This window comes from Streptomyces sp. ISL-87 (genome assembly GCF_018614095.1).
In the GTDB taxonomy this organism is placed as follows: domain Bacteria; phylum Actinomycetota; class Actinomycetes; order Streptomycetales; family Streptomycetaceae; genus Streptomyces.
In genome coordinates this window covers 1-14,830 of record NZ_JAGGOY010000036.1, presented here as the reverse complement: position 1 = coordinate 14,830, position 14,830 = coordinate 1, and the positions used below count along the sequence as shown (strand labels likewise).

15 protein-coding genes and 1 pseudogene are annotated in these 14,830 nt (G+C 69.8%); 3 read left to right on the top strand and 13 right to left on the bottom strand.

Annotated elements, in window-relative coordinates; genetic code table 11:
• Together J7I97_RS38470 and J7I97_RS13810 are read right to left on the bottom strand one after the other, a co-directional pair.
• The coding region (locus J7I97_RS38470; RefSeq protein WP_308378348.1) for an ice-binding family protein at positions 1 to 750 on the bottom strand (750 nt) is incomplete at its 3' end.
• 609 nt (positions 751 to 1,359) lie between these two features.
• The gene (locus J7I97_RS13810; protein WP_214934524.1) at positions 1,360 to 1,572 is read right to left on the bottom strand and encodes a hypothetical protein; all 213 of its coding nucleotides are present in this window, start codon (positions 1,570 to 1,572) and stop codon (positions 1,360 to 1,362) included.
• A gap of 282 nt (positions 1,573 to 1,854) precedes the next feature.
• Between J7I97_RS13810 and J7I97_RS40290 the strand changes: the two are divergent.
• Positions 1,855 to 2,185: pseudogene (locus J7I97_RS40290) on the top strand (transposase); the annotation flags it as partial.
• 15 nt (positions 2,186 to 2,200) lie between these two features.
• Here J7I97_RS40290 and J7I97_RS13800 read toward each other — a convergent pair.
• From J7I97_RS13800 to J7I97_RS13770, 6 genes are all read right to left on the bottom strand, one after another.
• Complete coding sequence (locus J7I97_RS13800) at positions 2,201 to 2,440, bottom strand: DUF397 domain-containing protein (RefSeq protein WP_214934521.1); 240 nt, start codon at positions 2,438 to 2,440, stop codon at positions 2,201 to 2,203.
• Complete coding sequence (locus tag J7I97_RS13795) at positions 2,437 to 3,273, bottom strand: helix-turn-helix transcriptional regulator (RefSeq protein ID WP_214934517.1); 837 nt, start codon at positions 3,271 to 3,273, stop codon at positions 2,437 to 2,439. The genes J7I97_RS13800 and J7I97_RS13795 overlap by 4 nt, the downstream gene beginning before the upstream one ends.
• A 534-nt stretch (positions 3,274 to 3,807) precedes the next feature.
• Entirely contained in the window at positions 3,808 to 4,692 is an 885-nt protein-coding gene (locus J7I97_RS13785; RefSeq protein ID WP_214934513.1) for a S9 family peptidase, read from the bottom strand.
• Positions 4,693 to 4,894: 202 nt separating this feature from the next.
• Positions 4,895 to 6,052 (bottom strand): kynureninase, encoded by a 1,158-nt coding sequence (gene kynU, locus J7I97_RS13780; protein ID WP_251058790.1) that lies wholly within the window; start codon positions 6,050 to 6,052, stop codon positions 4,895 to 4,897.
• A gap of 172 nt (positions 6,053 to 6,224) precedes the next feature.
• Positions 6,225 to 7,070: a tryptophan 2,3-dioxygenase family protein gene (locus tag J7I97_RS13775; protein ID WP_214934506.1), complete on the bottom strand. Its 846-nt coding sequence runs from the start codon at positions 7,068 to 7,070 to the stop codon at positions 6,225 to 6,227.
• Between the two features lie 223 nt (positions 7,071 to 7,293).
• Positions 7,294 to 8,064: an SDR family oxidoreductase gene (locus J7I97_RS13770; protein ID WP_214934504.1), complete on the bottom strand. Its 771-nt coding sequence runs from the start codon at positions 8,062 to 8,064 to the stop codon at positions 7,294 to 7,296.
• Between the two features lie 71 nt (positions 8,065 to 8,135).
• On the opposite strand from J7I97_RS13770, the gene sigJ reads away from it, so the two are divergent.
• Positions 8,136 to 9,020: an RNA polymerase sigma factor SigJ gene (gene sigJ / locus J7I97_RS13765; protein ID WP_214934501.1), complete on the top strand. Its 885-nt coding sequence runs from the start codon at positions 8,136 to 8,138 to the stop codon at positions 9,018 to 9,020.
• Here sigJ and J7I97_RS13760 read toward each other — a convergent pair.
• On the bottom strand, positions 8,986 to 10,380 hold the full coding sequence (locus tag J7I97_RS13760; RefSeq protein WP_214934498.1) for a cation:proton antiporter: 1,395 nt from the start codon (positions 10,378 to 10,380) through the stop codon (positions 8,986 to 8,988). The genes sigJ and J7I97_RS13760 overlap by 35 nt on opposite strands.
• Positions 10,381 to 10,510: 130 nt before the next feature.
• On the opposite strand from J7I97_RS13760, the gene J7I97_RS13755 reads away from it, so the two are divergent.
• On the top strand, positions 10,511 to 10,930 hold the full coding sequence (locus tag J7I97_RS13755; RefSeq protein ID WP_214934495.1) for a DUF3151 domain-containing protein: 420 nt from the start codon (positions 10,511 to 10,513) through the stop codon (positions 10,928 to 10,930).
• 122 nt (positions 10,931 to 11,052) lie between these two features.
• On the opposite strand, the gene J7I97_RS13750 is transcribed toward J7I97_RS13755, so the two are convergent.
• From J7I97_RS13750 to J7I97_RS13735, 4 genes are all read right to left on the bottom strand, one after another.
• Positions 11,053 to 11,763 (bottom strand): ScbR family autoregulator-binding transcription factor, encoded by a 711-nt coding sequence (locus tag J7I97_RS13750; protein WP_251049289.1) that lies wholly within the window; start codon positions 11,761 to 11,763, stop codon positions 11,053 to 11,055.
• A 135-nt stretch (positions 11,764 to 11,898) separates the two neighbouring features.
• Positions 11,899 to 12,921, bottom strand: a complete 1,023-nt coding sequence (gene fbaA, locus J7I97_RS13745; RefSeq protein WP_214934492.1) for a class II fructose-bisphosphate aldolase — start codon at positions 12,919 to 12,921, stop codon at positions 11,899 to 11,901.
• Between the two features lie 260 nt (positions 12,922 to 13,181).
• Positions 13,182 to 13,739, bottom strand: a complete 558-nt coding sequence (gene pyrE, locus J7I97_RS13740; RefSeq protein ID WP_214934489.1) for an orotate phosphoribosyltransferase — start codon at positions 13,737 to 13,739, stop codon at positions 13,182 to 13,184.
• A gap of 21 nt (positions 13,740 to 13,760) precedes the next feature.
• Complete coding sequence (locus J7I97_RS13735) at positions 13,761 to 14,549, bottom strand: aldose 1-epimerase (RefSeq protein WP_214934487.1); 789 nt, start codon at positions 14,547 to 14,549, stop codon at positions 13,761 to 13,763.
• Positions 14,550 to 14,830 lie beyond the last annotated feature (281 nt).

Genomic DNA, 14,830 nt, shown 5'->3' with positions numbered 1-14,830 from the left:
GCTGCCGTCAGGGCCGGGAGCGCCGGTCGGGCCGGGAGAGCCGGTCGGGCCAGGCGAGCCGGTCGGTCCGGGAGGCCCAGTCGGGCCAGGCGAGCCGGTCGGGCCAGGCGAGCCGGTCGGTCCGGGAGGCCCAGGCGGGCCAACGGCGCAGGCCGCCCTCGTGATGGTGTTGGTGTCCAGCGTGACCGCGCCATTGCGCGCCAGGGCGCGGCCTTCGATCACGGCGCTGGTGTTCAGCGTGATGGACGTCAGGGCCAGGATGGTGCCCTTGAACTGGGAGTTCGTGTCGATGGTGGCAGAGCTGCCCACCTGCCAGAACACGTTGCAGGCATTTGCCCCGTTGATGAGGGCCACGACACTCGCCGGAGCCGTGATCAGGGTCGAGGGGATCTGGAAGATGAAGACGGCATCGGGGTTGTTCTGGCCGTCGAGAGTGACCGTTCCGGTGATGTTCAGTGTCGACGAGGCCGTGTAGACGCCGGGCGCCAGCGTTTGTCCGCCGATATCGGCCGAAGTGGCGGTGCCGGGTCCCCGGCTTGCCGCGTCGTTGTAGGCGACGACGAGGTCGGACTTCGCCTGAGCGGCGGCGGCGTCGGTGATGTGCTGCGTTCCGTTGACGATGCCGGGCGGAAAGCCGGTTACCGATGTGCCCGGATGGAGCCCCAGATCTCCGTTGATGACGGTGGGGCCCGTGTTGGTGACCGTTGAACCGGCCAGGACCGCGTAATTGGTGGCGGTCCCCAGTCCCACGGGGGCTTCCAGGGCGTGAGCGAGGTTCGGGACCAGGGTTGCCGCCGCCAGGAGCGCTGCGGGGAGCAGGACGAGGACTCCCCGTTTGAACAGACTGCGTCGAGGCCTTTTGTCGGGTGGACCCGACCGGATGACATCCAATGCCACAGCAGGACCTTTCTTGTTGCTTCGGGTCTCAGTCCTCCCGGAGGAGGTTCCCGAGCGCCCGCGACGATGGCTACTCAGGGCCGCAAGCCCCTGCCTGCGCAGGCGCGCAGGCTCCCCCTGAGCGGGGCCTTCGAGAGCGGCTCCCTGCCCGAGGTAGTGTTACGCCGTCACGCGGGGGTAGTCACGCATATTTCGCAGCAATGGGCCATAAATCAGAAAAAATGGTCTATGTGAGTGACGTAACGTCAGGAAGCCGCAGTGCCGCACGCCCGTGCGAATCCGTTGTGTCGTCAAGTGGAGAGCGCGTGGCGGCCGTGGAAACAGCAACCCGCCTCGGATGCAGGGCCGTCTCCCCCGTCCCGCTGCGAGCCTCGAGGTCGCGTCGGGCAGGACATGACAGAGCCCGGCCGGGGTGACTGCGGACCGGCCGGGCTCTGTGCGTGTGGGCGAGTGGTTCTCTGGTCAGAGGGTCTCGTCGTGCAGGTCCTCTTCGCGCAGCAGGTCGTCTTCGCGGCGGCGCGAGGTCTCCTTCTGGCCCTGCTTCTGGCCCTGCTTCTGTTCCTGTTCGCGGGACGTCTTGCCCGGCTGAGGGTGCGCGGGGTCTCCGGGGCGCTGGTGACCCTGTGCCTCGCGGCCCTTGCTCGGCTCCTGACGTTTGTCCTGCTTACCGCTCATGACGGCGACTCCTCTGCGTGGGGTACAGACGGGCAAGGACGGCGGCTGCGGCGAGCGAGGCGAGCCTCCCTCACAGATGGCGGCGAACCTTTGACCGCGGTCAAACGTCAGTGATCCACATCGATGTGTCGAGCTCGAAGCCAAGCGGCCGCCGCAGCCGGCCAGACTTTCCACGGACAAAGGTTGGGACACGGCCCGAAGCTGGTGTCCCGCCTCAAAGGATCAGGTCCGAGGTCATGCCTTGACCTGCTGCGACCAGATCTCGGGAGAGGGGCAGCGCCTCCGGTAGGCAGGCCGCGAACGACACCGGCCGCGATCCTGGCGGACAAATCATATTCATCCTACGCGATCCGCCACCACCTGCGTCGCCGTGGAATCCGGGCCGTGAACCCGCGGCCCGCCGACTAGGCCGCCAATCGCAAACGTCTCGGCAGGCACGGCGGCAGACCGCCGGCCTTCGACCCGCGAGGCCTACAAGCTCCGCAACACGGTCGAACGCTGCCTCAACAAGCTGAAGCAGTGGCGCGGCCTGGCCACGCGCTACGACGAGACCGCCACCATCTACCTCGCAGGACTCCACCTCGCCGCCACCTTCATCTGGTCAGCGAGGTAATCCGAAGGAAATGGCCTAGCGGCCGGCCCAGCCGGCGAAGTCGGCCCAGACCGGGGCGGCTACGGCGAGGGTTGGGCCGGTGGGGTTCTTGGAGTCCCGGACGTGGACTGCGTGAGTGCAGGCGGCCACCTCGACGCACGCGCCGCCGCTGGAGTCGCTGTAGCTCGACTTGTGCCAGTCGTAGGCCACCTCGATGCAGGCGCCCCCGCTGTCATTGCTGTAGCTGGACTTGAACCACCGCAGGGTCCCGCTCATTGCTGATCTCCCGCCAACCGCTCGATAAGGCCCAGCGATTCACGTGGGCCAAGGGCCTGTGCGCGGATCTTCGCATACCGCTGGGAGTAGGTACTCACCTTTGTGGGATCGCTGATCAACAGACTCTCGTCCTGTTGCTCCATGTAGACGAGCCGTTCATGCCGGCGGGTTTCGGCGAGATACATCCCTCCGCGCACACCAGGGTTTTCCCCCGTGAGCCCGCAGTCGAAGGGCAGCACCTGCACCGTGACGTTGCGGCGCTGGGCGAGTTGGGCCAAATGACGGTACTGCTCGCGCATGATGGCCTTACTTCCGATGTCTCTGCGCAGCGCGGACTCATCCAGGATGAGCTCGATGAGGGCCACAGGGTCTCGGTCGAAGAGCATCGTGCGCGCCATCCGAGCCTCGACAAGTTCCTCAACCCGCTGATCTGAGAGCACTGGGAAGCCGCCCGCGATCATCGCCCGGGCGTAGGGCTCAGTTTGGAACATGCCGTAGACCACTTGGGTCTCGAACAAGTACAGACTCAGGGCCTTCTGTTCGATCACGACGAAGTCCTGAAAGTGCGCCGGGTACTTGTCCAGCCGCACCAGCTCCCGTGCCGCCTCGAACACCCCCATCCCACCCCCGATCACCGCTTCCAGCTTGATCAGCATCTCGTCGCTCGCCGGCTGCGCCCCCGTCTCCAGCGCGCTGATCGCCGCGCCCGAGTAGCCCAGCATCGCCCCCAATTCCCTCTGGGTCAGCCGCTCCCGCTCCCTGAACGCGCGGGCCAGATGGGAGACGAGACGCGTCGCACCACCCGCCGTCTCCTTGTTGGCTGCCTTGGCCACGGAGGACACCACCCCACTCAACCGGACTCAACCAGACTCAACCAGCGCAGCCCGAATTTCTACCGATTCGGCAGTCGAGTCCGCTCTCTGGAAAACGGTAGACCTGACCCATCAAGCTGTCCCCATGAACACCGAAAGTCACGGCCTCACCGCCCCCAACTCCCCCACCCCCAGCTGGATTCCGGCCACCGGCATCGGAATCCGCAAGGCAGGGGTGCAATTTGACGCCCTACGCGTGGACGGTGACACCGGGCGGAACCTCGCCGATCTCCTCGTCACGCTCACAGGCGGTGACCCTGGCCCGATCCTCACGCAGAGCAACGGACGCCGCCCGGTGTACTTCCTGATCCCCGTAGGCAGCGCCGCCTACCGGATCTGGCCCCCCGGATTCACCCGCCTCACCTCGGGCCCCCGCCGGGCCACGTACATCCCCGTACCCGCCCTCGAAGGGGCCTGGCCCCTGGCCTGGAGGTGCAAGCCCACCACCGAGGACCGGTTCGTGCACGCCCTGCTCCTGCACCGGGCCGCCGGGCTCTACCAGGCCAGCTGCGAGATCTCCTCGGAGACCACCGCGCACGCATCCGCCGCCGGGTCGATCAACGGGAAGTGCCCGACCCCGTCCAGCAGCGTCAGCCCGACCAGTTCACCGGCCTGAGCCGCAGCCGCGACATACGACTCCGCCACCTGTTCCGGGACCACGATGTCGTCCCGCCCCTGCACGATCGCCGTCGCGATGCCCGTCGGCAGCAGCGCCGCCGGATCGGCGTACGGCAGGCGCCCCGCGAAGTACTCCTTCCCGCCCAGCAACTGAGCGGAAGCGCCCCCGCACACCCCCAGATCCTCCGCCACCGTGAAATCCGCGATGGGGGCCAGCGCCACCACGCCGCGCAGCTGCGGCGGGGAAGGCAGCCTCCACGGGGAATCCGCCGGCAGGACGTGCCGGGCGGCCGCCCACAGGGCGAGCTGGCCGCCCGCGGAGTGGCCGGTGACCACCATGCGGCGGACATCGGCCTGCGGCAGCGCCCTCCCCGCCAGCCCCGGGAGGGCGTCCATCGCCGCCGCCACGTCATCGAAGGTCTCGGGCCAGCGCCCGGCAACCGGCCCCTCACCCCCCTGGCGCGGGAGCGAACTGCCGTGCCGGTACTCGACATTGGCCACGGCGAAACCCTGCCGGGCCAGGAAATCCGCGAAGGGGGTGATGTGCTGCCGGTCGTACGGGGCCCGCCAGGCGCCGCCATGCAGGACGACGACCAGCGGGGCCGAGCCCGTGGCGTGTGTGGTGTCGCCGCGCGGAGCGTAGAAGTCGACCACTTGGTCGGGGTGTTCCCCGTACGCGGCGCTCGCATCCGGTCCGACCGGCGGGTGGGCGAAGGCCGAGGCGGCCTCGGCGGCGTCCCGTTCGACTGCGGGGTCCGTCATCGGCTCAACCTCTCGGTAACGCGTGGGACAGTGGGGACCGCGGGGACACGTGTTCCGGTGTTCCGGCAGAGCGGGACCGTATCAGGCTGGAACGCGGCGTTCCGTGGCGGGCCCGGTGGCATCGCAGGCGATACAGGCGCGGGCGGAGCCGTAGCCCCGCCCGCGCCTGTATCGCCCTGTGAGGTGACGTTTCGCCGCTACGTCACCCGAAGATGTGACCCAGTGTCCGGGCCGCACGCTCCACATCGGCGAAACCGACGTACAGCGGGGTGAAGCCGAAGCGCAGGACGTCGGGGGCGCGGAAGTCCCCGATGACGCCGCGGGAGATCAGCTCGTCCATGACCGCACGGGCGTTTTCGGTGCGCAGGGAGACCTGGCTGCCGCGGTGTGCGTGGTCGGCCGGGGTGACGGGTTCGACCGCGCCTTCCGGGACGTACGCCGAGACGCGGTCGAGGAAGAAGTCCGTCAGGGCGAGGGACTTGGCGCGCACGGCCTCGATCGAGACGCCGTCCCAGGCGTCGAGGGCGGACTCCAGCGCGAGCATGGACAGGATGTCGGGGGTTCCGACGCGGCCTCGGACGGCGTTCGGGGCCGGGGTGTAGCCGGAGGTCATCGCGAAGGGGTCCGCGTGGCCGTTCCAGCCGGGGAGGGGGGAGTCGAAGGCGGCCTGGTGGCGGGCGGCGATGTAGAGGTACGCCGGGGAGCCGGGGCCGCCGTTGAGGTACTTGTAGGTGCAGCCGACGGCGAGGTCGACGCTGTTGGCGTCGAGGTTGACGGGGAGTGCGCCGGCGGAGTGGCAGAGGTCCCAGACCGTGATCGCGCCGGTCGCGCGGGCCGCGGCGGTGAGGGCGGGGAGGTTGTGGAGGCGGCCGGTGCGGTAGTCGACGTGGTTGAGGAGGACGACCGCGGTGTCCTGGCCCATTGCCTCCGCGGCGTGGGGCGGGTCCACCGGGACGATCTTCAGGCCCGTCATCCTGGCCGCGGATTCGGCGATGTAGCCGTCCGTGGGGAAGGTGTTCGCGTCGACCAGCATCCGGGTGCGGCCGGGCGGGGCGAGGCGGGCGGCGCCGACCAGGGCCTTGAAGAGGTTGACGCTGGTGGAGTCGCCTACGACGACCTGGTCCGGGGCCGCGCCGATGAGGGGGGCGAGTTTGTTGCCGATGCGCTCGGGGGCGGTCCACCAGTTGGACTCGTCCCAGGAGCGGATGAGGAGTTCGCCCCATTGGCGCCGGACCACGTCCGCGGTGGTGTCCGCGACGCCGGTGGGGAGGGCGCCGAGGCTGTTGCCGTCCAGGTAGACGACGCCGTCGGGGAGGGTGAAGCGGTCGCGGAGTTTGCCGAGGTCGTCGGCGGCGTCCATGGCTGCGGCCCGGGTGGACAGGTCCGGGCCCTGCGGGCCTGTTCCCGTACCCGCCCCTTCCCGGAACTGGGGCTGCGCCCCAGAGCCCGTAGGTGCGCCGCCGTTGCTGGGGCTCCGCCCCAGACCCGGCGCCTCAAACGCCGGCGGGGCTGGACTGGCGGAGTTCGTCGGCTCAGACATGGCTGCGCGCCGTCCAGAGTTCCGGGAAGACGTTCTTCTGGGCGCGCTTCTCCAGCCACGTCACGCCGGCCGAGCCGCCCGTGCCGGTTTTGGCGCCCATCGCGCGGCGGGTGGCCACCAGGTGGTCGTTGCGCCAGCGCCAGATCAGTTCGGCCACGTCCGTGAGGACCTCGCCGAGGCGGTGGAGGTCGGGCTGGGCGTCCGGGGCGGCGTACAGGCCCGTCCAGACGGCCTCGACCTCGGGCGACGGCTCGTAGCGCTGGGCCAGGTCGCGGTTCAGGACCTCCGCCGGGACCGGGAGGCCGCGGCGGGACAGGAGGCGCAGGACCTCGTCGTAGAGGCTGGGCTCGTGGAGGGCCTTCTCCAGTTCCGCGTGGACGCGGGGCGCGCCGCGGTGCGGGACCAGCATGGAGGCCGACTTCTCGCCGAGCAGGAATTCCATCCGGCGGTACATCGCCGACTGGAAACCGGAACCTTCGCCGAGGGCGGCGCGGTACGCGTTGAACTGCGCCGGGGTGAGCTGGGCGAGGGGGCGCCAGGAGGCGTTGAGGGCCTCCAGTTCGCGGAGGGAACGTTTCAGCGCATCCATCGCGACGGGGATGCGGTCCTCGCGGAGGGCCTTCGCGGCCGTCTCCCACTCGTGGACGATGACGGTGAACCACAGCTCCATGACCTGGGTCGTCACCAGGAAGACCATCTCGCCCGGGTCGTCCGAACGGAGGTGTTGGAGGTGGGTGAGGACGTCCGCCTGGACGTAGTCCTCGTAGGGGGTCGTGCCATCGAAGTCGAGGTTCGGGGTGTCCGAACCGGCTCCGGAGGCATCAAGGTTTTGCGACATCGCTGTCTCCTCGACACGTGCTTCCGGGTAGCGGTCCGCTCCTTCCGATTGGGTAAGTGGAGCCCCGGTCCCCTGTCCGCATCATAAACACGGACAAGCTGTGCCCTCTAGGGCTGGCGGCGCTCCCGTGGGGAAGAACTCAGGCTTTCCCTCTCCGGAAAGGGAAAGAGTGAGGTTCCTCCATCTGGTCAACCGCTGTGGCGATGTCGTCTCTAGCCCGCGTTTAGCCCACACGCTCCTTGAGGAAGGCCTCCCAGGTGCGCAGGCCGACATCGTTGCCCTTCAGGGCCAGGTTGTCGCCCGCGCGGTAGGCCTTGCCGGCCTTTCCGGGCATCCGCATCGGCATCAGCGGACGCTTCTTGCCGCGGGCCTGCATGTAGTCGCGCAGCAGGTCGCCCAGCGGGTAGACCTTGGGTCCGGCCAGGTCGCGGACCTTGCCGGCCGGGGCGCCCAGGGTCAGCTCGACCAGGCGGGCCGCCACCTCGCGGGAGTCCACCGGCTGGAAGGTCAGGCCGCCCGGGACGGGGATGATCGGCATCTTGACCATCTTCTCGGCCATCATCAGCACAATGTCGTGGAACTGGGCGGCGCGGAGCATCGTCCACGGGATACCCGACTGGGTGACGGCGTTCTCGGCGTCGAGCTGGGTCTTGAACCAGCCCAGCGGCATGGTGTCCGCGCCGATGACCGAGATGTACACGATGTGCTTGACGTCCGCGCGCTTCGCGGCCGCCACCAGGTTGCCCGTGACCACGTCGTCGCCCTTGGTGCCGCCCGCCAGGTGCAGGACGGTCTCGACGCCGGCCAGGGCCGCGTCGATGCCTTCGCCCTTCATCAGGTCTACGGCGACGTACTCGATGCCCTCGGTCGCGGGACGCGTGCTCCGGCTCAGAACGCGTACGTCGCGGCCGGCCGCGCGGAGGAGTGGGACGACGTGCGCTCCGAGCTTGCCCGTGCCGCCGGTGACCAGGATGGGTGAGGTCGTCACTGTCATCTCCAATTCGTTCGTACCGTTGGGTTCGTGGGTCTACTGATGTGACCCCCCACGCGGAAGGAATGTGACAGGTGGACGAAAGTTTTCTGCTGATAGGTCGCTTCGAGGAGCATCGGACTCATCTTCGAGCCGTTGCCTACCGGATGCTCGGCTCTCTGAGCGAGGCCGATGACGCCGTTCAGGAAGCCTGGCTGCGTTTCAACCGGACCGACACCAGCGACGTCGAGAACCTGGCCGGGTGGCTGACGACAGTGGTGGGGCGGGTGTGTCTGAACATGCTGCGCTCGCGCGAGGCGCGCCGCGAGGAGCCCCTTGAGACGCGCATGCCCGACCCGGTCCTCAGCCGCGAGGGCGTGGTCGACCCCGAGCAGGAAGTGATGCTGGCCGACTCGGTGGGGCTGGCGTTGCTGGTGGTACTCGAATCGCTGGCCCCGGCCGAGCGGCTCTCCTTCGTGCTGCACGACATGTTCGCCGTGCCCTTCGACGAGATCGCCCCGATGATCGACAAGACCCCGGCCGCGACCCGGCAGCTGGCCAGCCGCGCGCGCCGCCGGGTGCAGGGGCAGGCTCCGGCTCCCGACCCGGATCTGAGCCGGCAGCGGGAAGCCGTCGACGCGTTCTTCGCCGCCTCGCGCGACGGCGACTTCGACGCGCTCGTCGCCGTGCTCGACCCCGATGTCGTACTGCGCTCCGACGGCGGCTTCGCGCGCGCCCGCCACACGGTCGTGCTTCACGGCGCGCAGAGTGTGGCCGCGCAGGCGGCGACGTACCGGCGGCTGTCGCCGTTCGTGCGGCCTGTGCTGGTCAACGGGGTGGCCGGTGTGCTGGTCGCCGCGGGCGGGCGGCCGTTGTCCGTCATGTCCTTCACCGTGGCGGGCGGGCGGATCCTGGCCATCGACGTGTTCGCGGACCCGGACCGCCTCAGCCGACTCGATCTCGCCGGTCTCGCCGCCTGACGCCAGGGGGGTAGGGGTACGGGGTGCGTCCCGCCGCGTGTTCCGGCGGAGGGAAGAGGGACAGGAGTGGGCCGGTCATCATCGTGGTGACCAGGGCCATCACCACGAACAGGGCGTAAAGGGGTTCGTCCAGCAGGCCCAGCTCGAGTCCGACGCCGAGGACCACCAGCTCGGTGAGTCCTCGGGTGTTCATCAGGGAGGCCAGGGACGCGGCGGAGCGGGGAGGGAGCTTCTGGGAGCGGGCCCCCAGATAAGCCCCGCCCGTTTTGCCCGCTACGGCCACGGCGAGGATCAGGGCCAGCTCCGCGAGCCCGGTCAAGCCGATACCGCCCAGCTTCACCTGGGCGCCGGCGACCGCGAAGTAGACGGGCAGCAGGAGCGCCGTGAGGTGGGCGGTGCGGTCGTGCAGGTCCTTGCGCAGGGCCTGGGTGCCGTCCCTCGGCAGGATCGCGCCGAAGAGGAAGGCGCCGAAGATGTGGTGCAGGCCCATGGCCTCGGTGGCTGCCGCGGAGAGCAGGGCCCCGACCAGGACGGCGGCGAAACGGGCCGGGGTCAGGGGGCGGGGCTGGGGCTCGGGCTGGGGCTGGGGCTGGGGCTCAGGCTGGTCCTGTCCGGCCGGGGGTTCCGGGGCCAGGAGGCGGCGGAGCAGTGGGCGTACCGCGAACAGCATGATCAGGAGGTAGGGGGCCAGGAGCAGGATCTGCCAGTGGTTGCTCGCGGCACCCACCGACGCGCTGACTCCCGCCAGGGCCATCCAGGCGACCACGTCGACGATCGCCGCCGCGGCGAGGGCGATCCCGCCGACCTCGGTCCGGCTCAGGCCCCGGTCGGCGAGGATGCGGGCGAGCACCGGGAACGCGGTGACCGAGACCGCCAGCCCGATGAAGACGACGAAGGCCGCCACACTGCCGCTCCCCTGGCCGGGCCCACCGACCGGCCCACCGACCGGCCCACCGCCGTGGCCGTGGCCGGGTCCACCGCCGGGGCCGTGGCCGGGCAGGAGCACGAAGGCCAGGCCGATGCCCAGGAGGAAGGGCAGGGCGGACGCGCCGACGGCCACGGCGACCGTCACCCGGCCGTTGCCCCGCAGGGTGCGGCCCTCGACCTCCAGGCCAACCCCGAACATGAACAGCGCGACGCCGAGACTGGCCATCCCCGCGAGCAGTGGGCGTACGTCGGCGGGCATCAGCGTCCCGCTCAGGGAACTCCCGAGCAGGCTCGGGCCGAGCAGGATGCCGGCCAGGATCTCCCCGGTGACCGGGGGCTGGCCGATGCGTGCGGCCAGCTGTCCGAGTCCGCGCGCCAGCAGGAGGATGAGCGCGAGATCGACGAAGAGCAGCTGCAACTGATGACTGGTCATATCCGGTGACGATGCCCGGGATGTCCGCCGGTGCAGCAAAAGACCGCGATGAAGATCTTGACCTTGGCATTCACGCGGTCCGGACGCCCGAACCCTCGCAGGGCGGACCGGCACTGGCAGACTGGCGCCCATGAACAGTCACAAGAACCTGCTGGGCGGACCGGACCCGACGTACCTCCCGGAGAACGAAGAGGCCTACCGCCGGCTCGGCGAGGAGTCCGCCGCGCCCGCCGAGGTCGCCGCCGCCTTCCCCACCTTCTCGCTCGCCTGGGCCGCCCTCGCGGACGAGGCTTTCGAGGCGGGCCGCGTGGTGGAGTCCTACGCCTACGCGCGCACCGGCTACCACCGCGGGCTGGACTCCCTGCGCCGCGCCGGGTGGAAGGGCCACGGGCCCATCCCGTGGGACCACCAGGCCAACCGCGGGTTCCTGCGCTGCCTGGCCGCCCTCGGCCGCGCCGCCGGCGCGATCAAGGAGACCGAAGAGGCCGAGCGCTGCAACCAGTTCCTCAAGGACAGCAGCGAGGAGGCCTACGCCGAGCTCATCGGCTAGGTCGTCGGGCTTCTCGGCGTTCTCGGCGTTCTCGGCCTTCTGCCTTCGCCTCCCTCCACAGCCTGTGGAGGGAGGCACGGCCTGTGAAGCCCCGGGCCCGGCCATGATCCGCCGGACACCCCCTAACCGCAGGGCTCCGCCGCGAGCGGGACTCCGGTCGGGCATCCGCTGTCGCAGGCGTGGCTGCCCCGCGGCCCGTACAGCGCCCGCGCCCCGCGGCCGACGGCGGTGTCCAGCCGGCTGGCCACGGCCGGGACCACGACGTTCGGCATCACGTGCGTGTAGAGCGCTGACACCTGCTCGTCCAGGTCCAGCCCGAGCACCTGCGACATCATGTTCAGCCCCGCGTACGCGCCGACGATCATCCGCGAGGGCACCACCGGGTCGATGTTGGGCAGCAGCTCGCCGCGCCGCTTCGCGTCCGACAGGGCGGCGACGTGCAGGTCGATCCACGCCTGGTACGGGCCCGCGTGGTCGAGGTCGCGGCCCGCCATCTCCAGCGTGAGCCGGGCGGTGGCCCGCATCAGCACGGCGTGCTTCTGCCGGTGCGAGAAGATCATGCCGAGGTCCACGAACTCCTGCGCCTTGTGCTCCTGCGGCGGGGGCGAGGGCTCGTCCTGGACCTGGGTGTCGATGACCGCCTGCGCCAGGTCGTCCTTCGAGTCGAAGTGGAAGTAGAGCGCGCCCTTGGTCACGTTGGCCAGGTCGACGATGTCCGAGAGCTTGGCCGCGTCGTAGCCGTGTTCCTCGAACACGGCGGCCGCCGCCTCCAGGATCGCCCACCGCGTACGCACCGCCCGGTCCTGCTTGACCTGGGTTCGTTCCGTCTTCATGTGCGGCGCCTCTCCGTGCCCCCGAAGCCATACATGCCCACCGGTATGTTCTTGCGCCGAGGAAGATAGCAGGACATGCGGAAAGGGGCCTGCGGGTCCTTAGCGGACCTACAGACCCCTTCCAGCCGATGCGTACTACTTCAGCTTGGTACCGGTGGAGCGCAGGTTGGCGCACGCCTCGGCGACACGCGCGGCCATGCCCGCCTCGGCGGCCTTGCCCCAGGTGCGGGGGTCGTACTTCGACTTCGTGCCGACCTCGCCGTCGACCTTCAGGACGCCGTCGTAGTTGCGGAACATGTGGTCCACGACCGGGCGGGTGAAGGCGTACTGGGTGTCGGTGTCGAGGTTCATCTTCACGACGCCGTTCTCCAGCGCGGTGGCGATCTCCTCGGCCGTGGAGCCCGAGCCGCCGTGGAAGACGAAGTCGAACGGGGAGGCCTTGCCGTACTTCTCGGCGACACCGGCCTGGAGGTCCTTGAGGAGCTCGGGGCGCAGGACGACGTTGCCCGGCTTGTAGACGCCGTGCACGTTGCCGAAGGAGGCGGCCAGCAGGTAGCGGCCCTTCTCGCCCAGGCCCAGGGCCTCGGCGGTGCGGATCGCGTCCTCGACGGTGGTGTACAGCTCGTCGTTGATCTCGTGGCTGACGCCGTCCTCCTCGCCGCCGGTCGGGGTGATCTCGACCTCAAGGATGATCTTCGCGGCGGCGGCCTTGGCCAGCAGCTCCTGGCCGATGGCCAGGTTGTCGGCCAGGGTCTCGGCGGAGCCGTCCCACATGTGCGACTGGAAGAGCGGGTTCACACCGCGGGCCACGCGCTCGGCGGAGATGTCGAGCAGCGGACGGACGTAGCCGTCCAGCTTGTCCTTGGGGCAGTGGTCCGTGTGCAGCGCGACCGTGATGTCGTACTTGGCGGCGACGATGTGCGCGAACTCGGCCAGGGCGACCGCGCCGGTGACCATGTCCTTCTTGTGCTGGCCACCCAGGAACTCCGCACCACCGGTGGAGATCTGGATGATGCCGTCGCTCTCGGCCTCCGCGAAGCCGCGCAGTGCAGCGTGCAGGGTCTGGGACGAGGTCACGTTGATGGCCGGGTAGGCGAACTTGCCTGCCTTCGCCCGGTCGAGCATCTCGTTGTAGACCTCGGGGGTTGCGATGGGCATCTGTCCGCTCCTTGGATGTGCGGGGAGTGTGCGATTGCTGACCCTGACCTGGGGGCGACGTCACCGTCGCGCCTATCTTTCCAGACTCCGCGAGACACTCCACCCCTGCCGGGTGGGACGTTTCACGTGAAACATTCCGCCCGGCCGGAAAGAAGCAGGTCAGGGCATGCCACGGAAGCTCCGGGGGCCCTTAAGTCACCGGCTCCGGCGGCCTCGCGGAAGGCAGGGCCGGTCAGGACAGGCCGGTCAGGACAGGCCGGTCAGGACAGGCCGAGGTCCGAGAGCTGGTAGCCCGTGAGGTACGGCAGGCCCGCCTCGGCGATGGCCTCGGCCGCGCCGCGGTCCACGATCGTGGCGACGGCGACGACCTCGCCGCCGGCCTCGCGGACCGCCTCGACGGCGGTCAGCGGGGACCCGCCGGTGGTGGAGGTGTCCTCGACGACCAGGCAGCGCTTGCCCTTCACGTCCGTGCCCTCGATACGGCGCTGCATACCGTGCGCCTTCTGCGCCTTGCGGACGACGAAGGCGTCCAGGCGCTGACCGCGCGCGGCGGAAGCGTGCAGCATCGAGGTCGCGACGGGGTCGGCGCCCAGGGTCAGGCCGCCGACGCAGTCGAAGTCGAGCTCGGCGGTGAGGTCGAGCATGACCTGCCCGACCAGCGGGGCCGCCTCGCCGTCCAGGGTGATCCGGCGGAGGTCGATGTAGTAGTCGGCCTCCCGGCCGGAGGAGAGGATCACCTTGCCGTGCACGACGGCCTTGTCCTTGATCTGCTGCAGAAGCGCATCGCGTGTGCCTGACGGCATGACTTCGTCACTCATGCCCCCGAGCTTAATTGCGCGCTAGGCGAGCCGCCGCCAGGTCCACGTGGTGGAGATTTCGAGCGGGTCGACGGGGGTGACCAGGCGCGGCAGGGTGTTCAGCCCGTTGGGCGGGCCGGACTGGGGCTCCACACAGACGGCCTCCGGCTGCTCGTCGTAGATGACCACCCACTCGTCGCGGCTGGTGATCTTGACTTCCAGTGCTCCGGGCCAGGTGAGGGTGACGTCGATGCCGCCCGGCATCCCGAAGCAGTCGTCCCAGGGGCCGGGCTTCGGGTCGATGCGGTTGCCGCTCGGGAGGTAGTCCTCGCCGCGCTCCTCCTGCCAGGCGGCCTCGAAGTCGAGCCGGACGTCCTCCCCGCCGGTTCCCAGGTTGCGGCGGAACCAGGGGTGCCAGCCGGCCTGGGCCGGGAAGGAGTCCTGGTAGGTCTCGACGCCCATGGCGAGCGTGAGGGAGTCCTCGGTCAGCTCGACGGTCTGGGTGACCCGGCCGGGCCACGGCCAGGGGTCGGCCAGGTCGAAGGTGAACGCCGCGTCGGTGTCCGTGACGCGCGCCGGGCGCCAGGCGTGGTCGCGGCCGAAACCGTGGATGGCGTGCGGGGGGTGGTTGACCGGGAGCTGGTGCAGCACCCCGGCATCGCGGAACTGCCCGTACCCGGTGCGCCCGCACCACGGGACCATCGGGAAGGCCCCGAAGTTCGGGCCTTGGCGCAGTAGCTCGGTCCCGTCGATGCGCAGACTGCTGATCCGGCAGCCGTTCTCCTGGTCGATGGTCAGCTCGGCACCGCCGGCCGTCAGTTGCGTACTCATACGGTCGACCCTAGGGGGTGGGGCTGGGGGTGTCTTACGGATCAGGCCGGATCAGGGAGCGGCGTCTGGTGCCGTGCATCGCAAGGCGGAGGGCCGCGGTTCGTACTCGACGTACTTGCGCGGTCCGACAACGCGGCGAGGCGCCGTGCCTGGGGGCACCTCCCAGCGGTAGCTGGGGGAGCGTCGCGACCCGGTGAACCTTGCCGGTCACGGCACTAGTGCCGTGACCGGCAAGGTTTGCCGGGGCGCGGCGTCCGGTGCGGTGCATCGCAAGGCGGAGG